This window comes from Actinopolymorpha sp. B9G3 (assembly GCF_040120725.1).
Taxonomy (GTDB): domain Bacteria; phylum Actinomycetota; class Actinomycetes; order Propionibacteriales; family Actinopolymorphaceae; genus Thermasporomyces.
In genome coordinates this window covers 287,017-301,640 of sequence record NZ_JBEEAB010000005.1, presented here as the reverse complement: position 1 = coordinate 301,640, position 14,624 = coordinate 287,017, and the positions used below count along the sequence as shown (strand labels likewise).

The following is a 14,624-nucleotide window of genomic DNA, read 5'->3' as shown; positions in this document are numbered from 1 at the left end:
GGCTCAGGCGTCGAGCGCCGTCGCCACCAGGTCGAAGTACTGGTCGCCTCGCACCACGCGGAACTCCGGACCCAGCGACTCGGTCACCGTCACCAGGTCCTCCGGGGTGACGCTCCAGGCGTTGACGCCGAGAGCGACGAACGCGGGCGAGGTGCCGTCCCAGCCTTCGAGGGCGGCTGCCAAGGTGTTCTGCGCCTCGTCGACGGCGCCCACACCGCGGATGGTCGACAGCGGAGTACGACCGAGGAGCAACGAGGTCTCGCTCGTCCCGCCCCAGTTCAGCAGCATCCCGGTGGGACCGACGTCCTCGACGTAGGCACGGGCCTTCGCCTCGCTGAGGTCGACGTCGGCGTGATCGACCCGGTTCAGGACGTACACGATGTCCATGCCGGTGTCGGCCATGTAGCGCCGGGTCTGCTTGGTGAACGTGGCGAACGTCTCGTCCGGCCAAGGGTTTGGGTAGATGTAGCCGGCGCCCGACGGACCGGCGACGAGGAGGTCGTTCTCTGTGGCCGTGCGTTGGTAGTAGCTGAGGAAGTGTCGAGCCGCGTCCTTCAGAATCGGTGTGGTGGTCCAGTTGATCGGCACGTCGCCGCGGGCGGGGTTGTCCCACAGGACGCGGAGCCGGTGCTCGTTGTACTGCAGGTTGTCACCTTCGGACATCGTGAACGTGACGTAGATCTTGTTCTCCAGCGGGACCTTCGGCGCTGGCTTCTGCTCGTCGGAGATCGGCGCCCTCGCACCCGAGTGGACGCTCATGTTCTCGAACCAGTCCGCCGCGAGCACGTAGACACCGTGCGTGGAGCAGAGCTCGGTGCCGCCGAACTCCCCCGCGATGTCCTGCGCGAACCAGCCGAGGTACGGCGTCGTCGGCGCGACGTCGGACATGATCTGCTCGAACAGGGCCCGCTCCTCCGGCACGTTCGGGTCGAGCCAGAACGTCATCGCCTTGTTCGCCACCGCGTAGTCGCGCAGGTAGGCGAACCCTTCCTGGCCAGGGATCAGCGGTTCGACGCCCGTCACCGACAGCGTGAACTCGTTCCACATCTCGACCGACAGCGTGAGCTGCTGAGCACCCGCCGGCGGCTCGAACCGGTAGACGAAGTAGCGGTCGCCGTCGGCGAACCGGTGTAGCGGTGGACCGAGGCTGGTCTGGGAGTTGTTGGCGTCGAAGAGGTACGGCTCCTCGGCGTCGGTGCCGGGCGTGAACCGCGCGACCTCGGCCCCGTCCGCTGTGAGGACGACCTCGGTGACGGCGGGTCCCCAGCCGTCACCGGTGAACGCGTCGTCAAAGCGCACCCACACACCCTCGGTCCCGAGGTGGTCGGTCAGGTCGAACTCGTACACCTGCCGGTTGGCGGCGTCGTGCTCGTGTGCGTCGACCTTGGCCAAGGTGGTGTAGCCGTCCGGCACACCGGGCGGCAGGTTGACGTCGCGCTGTGGCGGAAGTCCGACCAGCATGCGGTGCGTGGTACGCGACCAGAGGTGGTCGAACTGCCAGGTGTACGCCTCGACCCGACTGGTGAAGCGCCCCCGCAGATCCTCGAGGACCTGCAAGCCGTAGACGCCGGTCAGCCGGTCGGCCAGTGCGGGGCTCGCCACGACCGCGTTCTCCAGCCCGGCCAGGGTGGTGGCGACGTTGATCGAGTCGGGGACGTCGGGGTCGTAGACGATGATGCCGCGTGCGGTGGTGTGGTACTCGTCCACCAGCGTCCACGCGTTGTCGTGGATGGTGAAGGGAACGCCCACGGCTTCCAGCCAGGTGGTGCGACCCTCGCCGCCCGTCGCGTCGTCACCGATGAGGTAGACCCTGGGCGAGGTGCGGTTGACGATGCCCTGAAGCGTGCCGAGCAACAGCTTCTCGTCGCCCGAGAGCGTCGTGATGTCGGCGGCGTCGAGCCGCGTCGGCACGGCGAAGCGCGGGAGGGCCTGGCCTTTCGGCCAACTGATCCCGCCGCCAGTGGCCGCGGTCGCGGTCTGTGTGCCGACAGCCGAGGCCAGCACGCCGACCGCGACGCCGCCGAGGACGGACCGGCGCGACGGCGTAGGAAGAATGCTGGAACGGTCGTCCCCCGCGCCCTGGATCTCGGGTCGCATATGCCACACCTCTCATGCCCGACCCTTGAGGAGGGCAGGCGCGAATCCTCAACAATGCAAGGAAGTTCGTCCGATGCGACGGGGACCCGTCGCCGGTCGAGTGAGATTGTGGAGGACGGTGGCGGGGTCGACAAGGTCGTTGGCCACAGCAGGCCGCCGGGCGTTGCGGCGGGCCATCCGACGGGTCGGGCTCAGCGGGTACGCAGGACGTCAGCCAGCTGGTCCAGTGCCCAGTCGAGGTCCGCGGGCTCGACCGTCAGGGGCGGTGCGAGCCGGATGGTGGAGCCGTGCGTGTCCTTGGCGAGCACACGCCGCTCAGCGAGCGACGCGCAGATGTCCCGGCCGGTGCCGAGGGCCGGGTCGACGTCGAGGCCGGCCCACAGGCCGACGCCGCGCACCGCGTGGAGCCCGGAACCCACCAAGCCCTGCAGGCGCTCGTGCATCACCGCGCCCAGCTCGCGGGCGCGGGCCTGGTACGTACCCTCCCGCAGGAGGCCGACCACCGCGCGACCGACGGCGCACGCCAACGGGTTGCCACCGAAGGTGCTCCCGTGCTGGCCCGGCCGCACGACGCCGACGACCTCACGCGAGCCGACCACCGCGGACACCGGGACGATCCCACCACCCAATGCCTTGCCGAGAATCACGAGATCGGGCACCACACCGGCCAGTTCGCAGGCGAGTGTCGTGCCGGTACGCCCGAGGCCGGACTGGATCTCGTCGGCGAGAAGCAGCACACCGCGTTGCGTACACACCCGGCGTACCGCGGCCAGGTAGCCGTCCGGCGGCACGATGACGCCGGCCTCACCCTGAATCGGTTCGAGAAGAACCGCGACCGTCGTGTCGTCGATCGCGTCGGCGAGGGCGCCGGCGTCTCCGTACGGCACGGTGACGAAGCCCGGCGTGTAGGGACCGTAGTGGTCGTGTGCGTCCGGGTCGTCGGAGAAGCTCACGATGCTGAGGGTGCGACCGTGGAAGTTGCCGCTCGCGACGATGACCTTCGCCGTTCCGTCGGGCACGCCCTTGACCTCATAGCCCCACTTGCGCGCCAGTTTCAACGCGGTCTCGACGGCCTCCGCTCCGGTGTTCATCGGGAGCACCATCGCGTCGTCGGGCAGGCCCGCGGTGGCGGTGAGCGCGACGAGCTCGGAGCAGAACGGCCCGAACTGGTCGTGGTGGAACGCCCGGCTGGTCAGGGTCACCCGGTCCAACTGTTCCCGCGCGGCGGCGAGGAGCAGCGGGTGCCGGTGACCGAAGTTCAGCGCCGAGTAGCCGGCGAGGCAGTCGAGGTAGCGACGACCGTCGACGTCGGTCACCCAGGCGCCCTCGGCCTCCGCCACGACGACCGGAAGTGGGTGGTAGTTGTGCGCGGCGTACCGCTCGGCGAGGCCGATGGCCTCGCCCGCCCGCGAGGTCACGTCGCTGATCATCGCCGCTCCTCCTCGCGCTCCCGTGCCGGCCGGATCTCGAGCGTGCAGCACTTCGGGCCGCCACCGGACTTGCGGAGTTCCGACACGTCGACCGTGACCGGTTCGAAGCCACGCTCGGCGACCTGACGAGCGAGACTGGTCGCCTGGACCGGGAGGACGACGTGGCGCCCGTCGGACACGGCGTTCAGCCCGAGGACCATGGCGTCGGCCTCGTCGGCGAGGATCGCGTGCGGGTACATCTCCCGCAGCCGATCCTGGCTCTCCGGCGAGAACGCCGGTGGGTAGTACGCGATCGTCTCCTCGTCCAGCACTGCCAGTGCCGTGTCGAGGTGGTACAGCCGGGGGTCGACCAGGTCGAGGGACACCACCGGGCGACCGGTGAACTCGGCCAGCTCGCGATGGGCACCCGGCTCGGTCCGGAAACCGGTACCGGCGAGAATCAGGTCGGGCATGGTGAGGAAGTCACCCTCGCCTTCGGCGACCGACAGGGGCACGTAGGTGTCGCGCACCCCCACCGTCGTGCCGTGGGTCTTGAACCAGGCGAGGTAGTGCACCGCCTCGGGCAGCCGTTGGACGTGACGGAACCGTGAACCGAACGCCTGGCCGTCGACGACGACAGCGCCGTTCGCGGCGAAGACCATGTCGGGAAGGCCGGGCACCGGGTCGATCAGGTGCACCTCGTGGCCGAGGTCGACATAGGTCTGCCGGAGCGTCTCCCACTGAGCCAGCGCGCGCTCGCCGTCCACGCGCGCGGCCGGGTCGTCGGGATGCATCCACGGATTGATGGAGTACGCCACGGTGAAATACCTCGGCCGGCACATGAGATACCGCCGCCGGGTCGCCGGCCGCGTGCTCTGCCTGTGCATGACCTCACGACGCTCGGTCATCGCGCCCCCCTTGCCCCGATGCGTACGTATCGTCGCCCCTTCGCGTACGTACGTCATGAGCGTAGGTCGCCGACCAGGGGCGATCCAATGCGCGGCACGTCCTTCCAGGTAGCGGATCGTTGCGTCATCTCGGGCACAGACAGCGAATCATTGCGTGGGAGCGCTCGCGTCCATTGTGTCCGACGGGAATGCTCAGCCGGCCGGCGTGAGACCTGGCCGGTCCAACAGCCGGGTCAGGACCAGAGCACTCTTCGTGCGTACGACATAAGGTTCGGCGTTCATCCGTTCCAGCACCTCCTCGAAGTGGCGGATGTCGGCCGCGAGCACGTGGACGAGCGCGTCTGCCTCCCCGGTGAGCGTGCAGGCCGAGACCACCTCCGGGAACCTCGCGACCCCGTCGCGGATCGTCGTCGGCGAGGTCTTGCCCTGGCAGTACAGCTCGACGTAGGCCTCGGTCGTCCAACCCAGCGCCTCCGGTTCGACCTTCGCCGTGAAACCGGTGATCGCGCCCGACTGGCGCAGCCGGTCGACCCGGCGCTTCACCGCGGGCGCCGACAGGCCCACCTTGGCGCCGATGTCGGCGAAGCTCGCCCGACCGTCGTCGAGGAGGAGCGAGACGATCCGTTCGTCGAGGGTGTCAAGCCGCACAGGTCACGCTCCTTCGCGGATCGCGGTCGACCGTGGCAACCGAACCTGCCGCACATGGTCGCTCAAGGGGTGTCCCCTAGTCTGCGGGTCATGTCTCCGCGCCGGCTCGTCGTCCTGGTCAATGGCCTACCCGCCGCGGGCAAGTCGACGCTCGCCCCGAAGCTCGCGCGGGCGCTCGGCCTCCCGCTGTTGAGCAAGGATGTCATCAAGGAGACGCATGCCGACGTGCTCGGCGTCGCCTCACCGGACGGCCGGACACAACGGCAGTGGAACGCCGCCCTGGGACGAGCCGCGAGCGAGACCATGTGGTCCCTGCTGGCGTACGCATCGGCCGGAGCGGTCCTGGAGAGCTCCTGGCGGGCGGACGTCCGCCCGCTCGTGCAAGCGGGCCTCACCCACGCCGGCGTCAGCTGCCCGGTGGAGGTGTGGTGTGACGTCTCACCCGAGCTTGCCTGGTCGCGGTACGTCGCGCGGGCGGAGTCGTCCCACCCGATCCACGGCGCCCTGATGAGCCACAGCGAGGAGTGGGCGCGGATGGTGGAACACGGGCAACCACTGGCGCTCGGCCCCGTCCGCAGGGTCGACACAAGCGGCGACGTCGACGTCGACCAGCTGGCCGCCTGGTGCGAGTCCTCGGACCAGTCTTGGGAGAATGGTCGAAGCCCACATCCAGGAGGTTGACGAGCCATGGCAACCACACCAGTCCGCGTCGGGATCGTGGGTGCCACCGTCACGACCGGCGGCAGCGGCTGGGGAGCCAATGCGCACGTGCCCGCGCTGCAGGCCCTTCCCGAGTTCGAACTCAAGGCTGTCTGTACCTCCCGCGAAGGCACTGCCCGGGCATCTGCACAGGCGTTCGGCGCCGAGTTGGCGTTCCACGACATCGACGAGATGGTGGCCCACCCGGACGTCGACCTCGTTGCTGTCGTGGTCCGTGTGCCCTGGCACCGTGACCTGGTGATGGCCGGACTGCGCGCCGGGAAGCCGGTCTTCTGCGAGTGGCCACTTGGCGCCAATCTCACCGAGGCCCAGGAGATGGCCGACGCCGCCCGTGAGCGGTCACTGCGCACGATGGTGGGGCTCCAGGCGCGCAGCGACTCCCACGTCAGATATGCCCGCGACCTCATCGCGGACGGCTACGTCGGTGAGGTGTTGGTCGCGAACGTCACGGTCAAACCCCAGGCGATCACCGAGCGGGGCACGGGACGTATCTGGCAGGCCGACCTCGCGAACGGGGCGAACCCGCTCACCATCCCCGGTGGCCACACCATCGACGCGCTGTGCTTCCTGCTGGGCGAGTTCGCGGAGGTGTCTGCGCGGGTGGCGACCCGGATACGGCACTGGCGGCACACCGACACCGGCGAAGAGGTCCGCGTCACCGCTCCCGACAGCATCAGCGTGGCCGGTCGCCTGGTGGGTGACGCCGAGGTCGCCGTCCAGGTCGCCACCGTGCCGACGAACCCGACCGGCACGCGGATCGAGATCCACGGCAGCGAGGGAAGTCTGGTTCTCACCGGCCCGTCTGCCCAGATCGGTCCCAACCAGCTCGTCGGCGCGCGTGGCTCGGACCCGATGACCGAGCTCACCCCGCCGGCGCGCTACACACCGATCCCGGGCGACACTCCGGCGGGCAGCCCGTGGAACGTGGCACAGGCCTACCACCGCATCGCCCATGCGTTACGCGACGGCGAACCCTACGACCCTGACTTCGCCCAGGCACTTCGACGCCACCGCCTCATCGAGGCGATCGGGCGCTCGTCGCAGGAACGACGCGCCGTCGCACTCTGACCGGCGAGCGTGGCCGTCAGGAGGTCTCGGCGCCTTCCTCCTGGGACTTCCGGGCACCCGCATGCGCGACGTCCTCGGCGCTGTAGCGCGGCGGTCGGCCGGTGCCCAGGCCGGCGCTCGAGAGGATCTTGCCGATCACCAGACCCACCAACGGCACGCCGACCGCACCGACGAAGAACAGCCACCACTCCGCCATGACGACAGCCACACCGGCCACCACGGAGCCGAGGAAGATGATCGTGACGGTCGTCCAGGCCGCTGGACTGTTGCCGTGACCTGGGTGAATCGAACCGCCCGGTGCGTCCGACATTCGTACCTCTCCTTCGCCCGTTGCCTTCATCATTGTCTCCCGCGTCCCAGATCTGCCGGCCCAGGGGGCGGCGATCACGGCGGGGTGGTCCTCAGCCGCGGGTGGTCGGGTCCTCGCCCCGGTCAAGAGCGGCCCAGGCATCATCGGCCACTGGATGGCTGGACCGCTCCGGCGGTGCCGACCCGGTTGCCCGCGCTGCGCTGGTGGCGCGAGACGACTCGGTGGCGCCGTCCGGTCTGGTGGAGTGGGCCGGTCTGGTGGAGCGGGCCACCCCGGAGCCACCCGGCGCGTCGTACCGGCTGCCCATCGCGGGCCAGCGGGAACCACCGAGCGCGGTCGACAGACCACCGACGGTGACAAGTACGCCGGCCACGCAGCCGGCCACCGGCCAGCCGCTCGTCGCCCGCGCCGACGCGTGCACGGTGAGGGTCGGGTCCCCCACCGCCGTCGCGAGCGCGTTGTCGGCGATCGCGGAGTCCTGGAGCCAGAACGCCACGCAGGCCGCCACCATCGCCACACCGGTGAGGACGAGCACGACGCCCACGATCCGCCGGGCGGACCGGCGGGTGGCGAGTACCGCCAGGAGCCCGGCCAGCCCGACCAGGCCGGCGGCGCGGACGAGGGGTGCGGCCTCTACCCCACCCACCATCACCCGAACGGCCGGGTAGTCGGGGACTGCCCACTCGGCACTCACCCACGTACGACCCGCCGCGAACAACGCCAGCGCGGCACCCGCCAGGACCAGGACGAGTGCGACCGTCATCTCCCGCCGGGGCGTCATGGCTGCGTGAACGTCTCCGCGACCGCCACGGCCCGCAGGGCCGCCGCCGCCTTGCTTCGGGTTTCGGCGTCCTCGGCGAGTGGGTCGGAGTCGGCGACGATGCCACCGCCGGCCTGGACGTAGGCCACACCGTCGCGCAGCAGTGCGGTACGAATGGCGATGGCGGCGTCGAGGTCTCCCGCGAAGTCGAGATAGCCGACGACGCCGCCGTACAGCCCTCGGCGCGTCGGCTCGAGCTCCTCGATGATCTCCATCGCCCGGGGCTTCGGCGCGCCCGACAACGTCCCCGCCGGGAAGCAGGCGCACAACGCGTCGAACGCCGTCCTGCCCTCCGCCAGGCGCCCGACGACCGTCGACTCCAGATGCATCACGTGGCTGTAGCGGCGGACCGTCATGAAGTCGACGACCTCGACGGTTCCGGGCGCGCAGACCCGGCCGAGGTCGTTGCGGCCGAGGTCGACCAGCATGAGGTGCTCGGCGCGTTCCTTCGCATCCGCGAGCAGCTCGACTTCCAGAGCGTGGTCGTGTTCGGGGGTGCTGCCGCGGGGTCGGGTGCCCGCGATCGGATGCGTCATCGCCTTCTCGCCGGTCACCGTCACGAGCGCCTCGGGGCTCGACCCCACGATGTCGAAGTCGTCGTAGCGCAGGAGGTACATGTAAGGCGACGGGTTCGAGAACCTCAGCACGCGGTAGATGTCGAAGGCGCGCGCCGTCGTCCGACGTTCGAAGCGCTGGGAAACGACGACCTGGAACGCCTCACCGGCGCGGATCTCCTCCTTCGCCCGCTCGACCGCCGCCATGTGCTCGGCCTGAGTCCGGCGCCGTTCGTACGCCGGATCGGCCTGCAGGTCGGCGGCCGCGACGAACGACGGCGTCGGCTGGCTGAGGGCCTTGGTCATCGTGTCGAGTCGCTCGACCGCGTCGGCCCACGCCTCGTCGACCCGCTCGGGGCTGTCGTCCCAGTTCACCGCATTGGCGATCAGGAGCAGCGTGCCGTCCTCGTGGTCGAGAACGGCGAGGTCCGTGGCCAGCATGAGCGAGAGCTCAGGAACGTGCAGGTCGTCGGTGGTGAGGTCGGGCAGGCGTTCGAGCCGGCGTACGGCGTCGTAGCCGATGTAGCCCACCAGACCTCCGGTGAGCGGCGGCAGGTCGGGAAGGTGCGGCGTGTGCAGGCGGGTGAGCGTCTCCCGGACCGCTTCGAGCGGGTCTCCGCCTTCGGGCAGGCCGACCGGTGGGGTGCCGAGCCAGTGCGCGGCACCATCGCGCTCGGTCAGGGTGGCGGCGGAATGGACGCCCACGAACGAATAGCGCCCCCACACCCCACCCTGTTCGGCGGACTCGAGCAGGAAGGTTCCCGGCTCGTCGCGGGCGAGCTTGGCATAGACACCGAGCGGCGTCTCCGCGTCGGCGAGCAACCTCCGGGTGACCGGGATGACCCGCAGGTTCCGGGCAAGGTCGCGGAATCCCGCCAGATCGGGGCTTGTCGTACCGAGCATCGTCACCGGGGCACTCCCCGCGGGGTGGGTACGCCGACGACGGCGTCCAGCAGGTCGGCGTCGAAGCACGTGCGGTCCCCGGTGTGGCAGGCCGGTCCCTCCTGGTCGACCTTGACCAAGATGCTGTCGCCGTCGCAGTCAAGGCGTACCTCCTTGACCCACTGGCGGTGCCCGGAAGTCTCGCCTTTGACCCAGTACGTCCGGCGGCTCCGGCTCCAGAACGTCGTACGCCCGGTCGTGAGGGTGCGGTGCAGCGCCTCGTCGTCCATCCAGCCCACCATCAGGACCTCGCCGGAGTCGTGGCGCTGGACGACCGCGACAACGAGTCCCTGGGCGTCGCGCGAGAGACGTGCCGCGATCTCGGGGTCGAGCCCGCTGGAGGGTGCGAGCGGTGTGTCACCGGGCATGGCCGCCATTCTCGCCGGTGGGTCGGACGGCTTCCGGCCCGGGTGCACCCGGACGCATCATGGAAACGTGACCACCGAGCCAGCTCCGACGCAGGTGCACCTGAGCGGCCGATGGCCGGTGCTCGGCAGCGTGCTGGTGGTGGCGGCGGTCGTGGTGTTCGCGTGGCTCGGATCGGGCCTTCGTCCGCACACCTGGCCGTCGACCGCTCTCGTCGTCACCACAGCGCTGGGCGTCGGCATCCTGGCGTTGCGCCGGACCAGGTCCCGGGCACCAACCGGGACGCGGACGCGGCGACGCGTGGCCACGCCACGGCTGCGGCGGGCGGTCATCTGCTGGGCGGTCCTGCTCGCGGCCGCGCTCGGGTGGGAGGCGTACGCCTTCGTCCACCAGCCGGCATGGAACGTCAGCAGCGCCGACTACCCCACCTTGTCGGTCCTGCTGGATCCGCTGCTGGAGCTGCGGCCGGTACGGTTCGTCGCCTGGCTCGCGTGGCTCGGTGCGGGGCTTCGATTGGCGCGACCGTGACCACCCGGCTCGTCGTGATCGCCGGCTTCGTGGTGCTGTTGCTGCTCGCCTGCTCCCTGGTCATCCTGGCGCGGATCCACCGAGTGCAGCTGGCCACCCTCGGAGAGGCCCTCGCCCACGTGATGGTGCGTGCGGAGGTCCGGATCCTCGTACTCTGCGGCTGGGCCTGGTTGGGCTGGCACGCCCTGGCCCGCTGAAGCCGACCCGGAACGGGAGGCCGCGGCACTCGTGGCAGGCTGACCGACCATGGAGACACCGATTCCGACATCGACGAGCGGGCAACCCGGCGAGCTGCGGGCCTTCGGTGGTGGTGGCGGCGGGCCGGCTTCTGCGCCGGCGGCGAAGGCAGGCGTGGGGTTCACCAGCCGGCAGGCGTACCGCTTCGAGGGGAGCGCGGTCTGCTCCGGCGCGGCCGCCCGGTTGTTCGAGGTCGACGTCGAGGTGACGACCGACACCGTGCTGTCCTACGTCCTCCTCCCGGACTTCGCCCCAGGCGACCTGCGGTATCTCGCGACCTTCACCGCCGTCGACCTCGAGTTCGGTGACGGCACCCGGCTCAGTGACCTGGGCGTCCGGGACCAGCACGGCGTCGTCCTCGGCCCGCGCGAGCAGGGCGAGGCGCGGACACTCTCGGTGGACCAGTGGAACTACCGGTACGCGCGGATCGGTGACGTCGCCGCCGGGCGCACCGTCCGCGCCGTCCTCGTCGGTTACGACGCTCCGGTGGGACCCGGCAGCGTCTCGGGTTGGGTCGACGCCATCGGACTCGACGAGCGGCCGAGGACGCCACCACCGGCCCGCCCCTCCGACCAGGTGGTCACGACCAGGGGCACCCACTCCAGTGCGGAGTTCTCCCGCGGCAACACGATTCCGGCGACCGCCGTGCCGCACGGCTTCAACTTCTGGACGCCGGTGACCGACGCCGGATCCCTGACCTGGGTGTACGAATACCACCGCGCGAACAACGCCGACAACCGGCCGGAGCTGCAGGCGTTCGCACTGAGCCACCAGACGAGTCCGTGGATGGGCGACCGGCAGACGTTCCAGGTGATGCCGTCAAGCGCCGAGGGTGAGCCAGACGGTGACCGCTCCGCGCGGGCGCTCGCGTTCGGGCACGACGCCGAGATCGCCCGACCCCACTACTACGCGGTGACGTTCGACAACGGCATCAGGACCGAGATCGCGCCGGCCGACCATGCGGCGATGTTCCGGTTCACCTTTCCGGGCGACACGTCGACCCTGCTCTTCGACAACGTGAACGCCGACGCGGGCGTGATGGTGCACCCCGGGCGCAACGTGGTCACCGGGTTCACCGACGTACGCAGCCGGCTCTCCAACGGCGCGACCCGGATGTTCGTCGTTGCGTCGTTCGACCACCCGGTCGTGGCGAGTGGGCGGCCGACCGGCACCGGTGAGCGCCGCGACGCCAGCGGCTACGTGCGCTTCGACACCTCCACCGACAAGACGGTCACCATGCGGATCGCGACCTCGCTCATCAGCCTCGAACAGGCCGAACGCAACCTCGCGCTGGAGCTCGGCCCGGACGAGACGTTCGAGGGCGTCCGCGAGCGCGCACAGCGACAGTGGGACGAGAAGCTCGCCGTCATCGAGGTGGAAGGCGCCAGCGAGGACCAACTGGTGACGCTCTACTCGAACCTGTACCGGCTCTTCCTCTATCCCAACTCCGCGTACGAGAACATCGGGACGGCGGCCGAACCGGTCTACGCCCACGCGGTCCAGTCCTCGGTCACCACGCCACCGAGCACGCCGACCTCCACCGGCGCCCGGGTCGTGCCCGGGAAGGTCCATGTGAACAACGGGTTCTGGGACACCTACCGCACCACCTGGCCGGCGTACGCCCTCCTCACGCCGAGTCTGGCGGGCGAACTGGTCGACGGTTTCCTGCAGCAGTACCGCGACGGCGGCTGGATCTCGCGCTGGTCCTCACCCGGCTACGCCGATCTGATGGTCGGGACGAGCTCCGACGTGGCGTTCGCCGACGCGTTCGTCAAGGGCGTCACGGTTTTCGACGTCGAGACGGCCTACGACGCCGCGCTGAAGAACGCCACCGTGCGCCCGCCGAACGACCATGTGGGCCGGAAGGGCATCGACAGCTCCCGCTTCCTCGGCTACACCGCCGACGAGTCGACCCACGAGGCGATGTCGTGGGCGATGGACGGCTACATCAACGACTTCGGCATCGCGATGATGGCCGGGAAGCTGGCCGAACGCTGCGAAGGCGACGATCCGCGCCGGGACCGCTACCTGGCCGAGCAGGCGTACTTCTCCCGGCGGGCGCGAGGGTACGTCCACCTCTTCGACCCGGCGGTGGGATTCTTCCAGGGCAGGCTCGCCGACGGCCGGCGGCGGTTGTCGCCTGAGGAGTTCGACCCACGGATCTGGGGCTTCGACTACACCGAGACCAACGCGTGGAACATGGCCTTCCACGCCCCACACGACGGGGAGGGTCTCGCGAATCTCTACGGGGGAAGGGAGAAGCTGGCGGCCAAGCTCGACGAGTTCTTCGCGACACCTGAGACCGGAGCCGAGGAGGTCAAGGGGTGGTACTCCCAGGTCATCCACGAGATGACCGAGGCGCGGGACGTACGCATGGGAATGTACGGCCACAGCAACCAGCCGGCCCACCACATCGCGTACATGTACCTCAACGCCTGCCAGCCGTGGAAGACTCAGGAGAAGGTGCGCGACGTCCTCGCCCGGCTCTATCTCGGCAGCGAGATCGGCCAGGGCTACCCGGGCGACGAGGACAACGGCGAGATGTCGGCCTGGCAGGTGTTCAGCGCCCTCGGCCTCTACCCTCTGCAGGTGGGCAGACCGGCGTATGCCGTCGGTTCGCCGCTCTTCACCAGGGCCACGATCCATCTCGAGAATGGCCGCCGCCTGGTCGTCAGTGCACCCGGCAACGGCCCGGAAACTCCCTACGTACAGTCGTTGACCGTCAATGGTGAGGCGTACGACGCGACGACGCTCCCCCACGACCTGCTCGCCGAGGGAGCGGTGCTGGAGTTCGTGATGGGATCACGACCGTCCACGTGGGGCACGGATCCGCGCAGCGCGCCGCCGTCACTGACGGCGACCGGCGCCCTGCCGCAACCCCTCGTTGACATCACGACTGCTGGCGAGGTCACCGCCGGCCCGGGGATCGTGGCGGCGCGGTTGTTCGACGACACGGCGAGTGTGGACGTCGGGTTCGACCGACCCGACGCCTGGGTGCAATGCGAGGTTGACAGCGCGACGCAGGTCGAGCTCTACACCCTCACCTCGGCATCCGTGGGACGTGACCCGAGCGCGTGGGTGGTCAAGGGCTCGCGAGACGGTGTGGGGTGGGACGTGCTCGACACGCGTACGGACGAGGAGTTCCGGTGGCGCTCGCAGACCCGGGTGTTCGCCCTCGCACGGCCGGCGGCCTGCACGCACTACCGGTTCGAGTTCACCGGCGGCGACGGCAAGCCGTTCGCCCTTGCCCAGATCGAGCTCCTCGCCGAGCCGGCCGCGAGCGGGTCGAACACTAGGATCGAGGCATGAGCGACCACGCCCGGACCGAACGCCAGGCGCTGGCCGACCTCCTCTTCGAGGTCGGTCCCGACGCCCCCACGCTGTGCGGTAGCTGGACGACCAGCGATCTCGTGGCGCATCTCGTCATCCGGGAGAGCGACGTCGTGGCCGCGGCCGGCATGGTGATTGGCCCACTGGCAGGTCGTACGAAGACGACGATGGACGCAATGGTGCGGCGACTCGGCTACACCGAGGTCGTCGACCGGTTCCGGAAGGGCCCACCTCGCTGGTCACCGATGCGGATCCATGGCATCGACGAGGCGGCCAACACGATGGAGTTCTACGTCCACCACGAGGACGTCCGCCGGGCCAGGCCGGACTGGGAGCCACGCGAGTTGCCGGCCGACCTGGAGGAGACACTGTGGCGCCGGGTCACCGGGCCGGGCCGGTTCCTGTTCCGCCGCTGTGCCGTCGGTCTACTCGTGGTCCGTCCCAACGGCTCCACCGTCCGCGTACGCAACGGGGAGCCCACCGCCGTGCTCGCGGGAAAGCCGAGCGAGATCGCGCTCTACATGTGGGGACGCAAGGATGTCGCCCTGGTCGAGACCAGCGGACCTGACGCCGCCGTCGAGGCTCTCGCCCAGGCTCCGCTCGGTTTCTAGCGCGTGTCCTGACTGGTCGCGGGCGTCGTGCTAGCCTCCGGGTCAGGTCGCCGCATCGACGCGTCGACCCAATGAT

The 14,624-nt window shown here is 69.9% G+C and carries 14 protein-coding genes; 6 read left to right on the top strand and 8 right to left on the bottom strand.

The window, feature by feature from the left end:
- Positions 1–3: 3 nt before the first annotated feature.
- The 4 genes from ABNF93_RS11965 to ABNF93_RS11950 all read right to left on the bottom strand — a co-directional run bounded on the left by ABNF93_RS11965 (position 4) and on the right by ABNF93_RS11950 (position 5,062).
- Positions 4–2,097, bottom strand: a complete 2,094-nt coding sequence (locus ABNF93_RS11965) for a GxGYxYP domain-containing protein (protein WP_349328021.1) — start codon at positions 2,095–2,097, stop codon at positions 4–6.
- A gap of 191 nt (positions 2,098–2,288) precedes the next feature.
- Positions 2,289–3,527, bottom strand: coding sequence for an ornithine--oxo-acid transaminase (gene rocD, locus ABNF93_RS11960; protein WP_349328020.1), 1,239 nt, complete (start codon positions 3,525–3,527; stop codon positions 2,289–2,291).
- On the bottom strand, positions 3,524–4,414 hold the full coding sequence (ddaH, locus tag ABNF93_RS11955) for a dimethylargininase (RefSeq protein WP_349328019.1): 891 nt from the start codon (positions 4,412–4,414) through the stop codon (positions 3,524–3,526). Before ddaH ends, rocD begins: the two co-directional genes overlap by 4 nt.
- Positions 4,415–4,606: 192 nt before the next feature.
- Entirely contained in the window at positions 4,607–5,062 is a 456-nt protein-coding gene (locus ABNF93_RS11950; protein ID WP_349328018.1) for an Lrp/AsnC family transcriptional regulator, read from the bottom strand.
- 90 nt (positions 5,063–5,152) lie between these two features.
- On the opposite strand from ABNF93_RS11950, the gene ABNF93_RS11945 reads away from it, so the two are divergent.
- Positions 5,153–5,743 (top strand): P-loop nucleotide/nucleoside kinase family protein, encoded by a 591-nt coding sequence (locus tag ABNF93_RS11945; RefSeq protein WP_349328017.1) that lies wholly within the window; start codon positions 5,153–5,155, stop codon positions 5,741–5,743.
- Between the two features lie 6 nt (positions 5,744–5,749).
- Complete coding sequence (locus ABNF93_RS11940; protein WP_349328016.1) at positions 5,750–6,850, top strand: Gfo/Idh/MocA family protein; 1,101 nt, start codon at positions 5,750–5,752, stop codon at positions 6,848–6,850.
- A gap of 16 nt (positions 6,851–6,866) precedes the next feature.
- Here ABNF93_RS11940 and ABNF93_RS11935 read toward each other — a convergent pair whose 3' ends face one another.
- From ABNF93_RS11935 to hisI, 4 genes are all read right to left on the bottom strand, one after another.
- Complete coding sequence (locus ABNF93_RS11935; RefSeq protein ID WP_349328015.1) at positions 6,867–7,160, bottom strand: HGxxPAAW family protein; 294 nt, start codon at positions 7,158–7,160, stop codon at positions 6,867–6,869.
- Between the two features lie 91 nt (positions 7,161–7,251).
- Positions 7,252–7,941 (bottom strand): Trp biosynthesis-associated membrane protein, encoded by a 690-nt coding sequence (locus ABNF93_RS11930; protein WP_349328014.1) that lies wholly within the window; start codon positions 7,939–7,941, stop codon positions 7,252–7,254.
- Positions 7,938–9,437, bottom strand: a complete 1,500-nt coding sequence (locus ABNF93_RS11925) for an anthranilate synthase component I (RefSeq protein ID WP_349328121.1) — start codon at positions 9,435–9,437, stop codon at positions 7,938–7,940. The genes ABNF93_RS11930 and ABNF93_RS11925 overlap by 4 nt, the downstream gene beginning before the upstream one ends.
- A 2-nt stretch (positions 9,438–9,439) precedes the next feature.
- On the bottom strand, positions 9,440–9,844 hold the full coding sequence (hisI, locus tag ABNF93_RS11920) for a phosphoribosyl-AMP cyclohydrolase (RefSeq protein WP_349328013.1): 405 nt from the start codon (positions 9,842–9,844) through the stop codon (positions 9,440–9,442).
- A 67-nt stretch (positions 9,845–9,911) separates the two neighbouring features.
- On the opposite strand from hisI, the gene ABNF93_RS11915 reads away from it, so the two are divergent.
- The 4 genes from ABNF93_RS11915 to ABNF93_RS11900 are packed head-to-tail and all read left to right on the top strand — an operon-like array spanning position 9,912 to position 14,548.
- On the top strand, positions 9,912–10,370 hold the full coding sequence (locus ABNF93_RS11915) for a hypothetical protein (protein WP_349328012.1): 459 nt from the start codon (positions 9,912–9,914) through the stop codon (positions 10,368–10,370).
- Positions 10,367–10,567 (top strand): DUF6186 family protein, encoded by a 201-nt coding sequence (locus ABNF93_RS11910; RefSeq protein WP_349328011.1) that lies wholly within the window; start codon positions 10,367–10,369, stop codon positions 10,565–10,567. The genes ABNF93_RS11915 and ABNF93_RS11910 overlap by 4 nt, the downstream gene beginning before the upstream one ends.
- A gap of 49 nt (positions 10,568–10,616) precedes the next feature.
- Positions 10,617–13,916, top strand: coding sequence for a GH92 family glycosyl hydrolase (locus ABNF93_RS11905; RefSeq protein WP_349328010.1), 3,300 nt, complete (start codon positions 10,617–10,619; stop codon positions 13,914–13,916).
- Entirely contained in the window at positions 13,913–14,548 is a 636-nt protein-coding gene (locus ABNF93_RS11900) for a TIGR03085 family metal-binding protein (RefSeq protein ID WP_349328009.1), read from the top strand. Before ABNF93_RS11905 ends, ABNF93_RS11900 begins: the two co-directional genes overlap by 4 nt.
- The last annotated feature ends 76 nt before the right edge of the window (positions 14,549–14,624 follow it).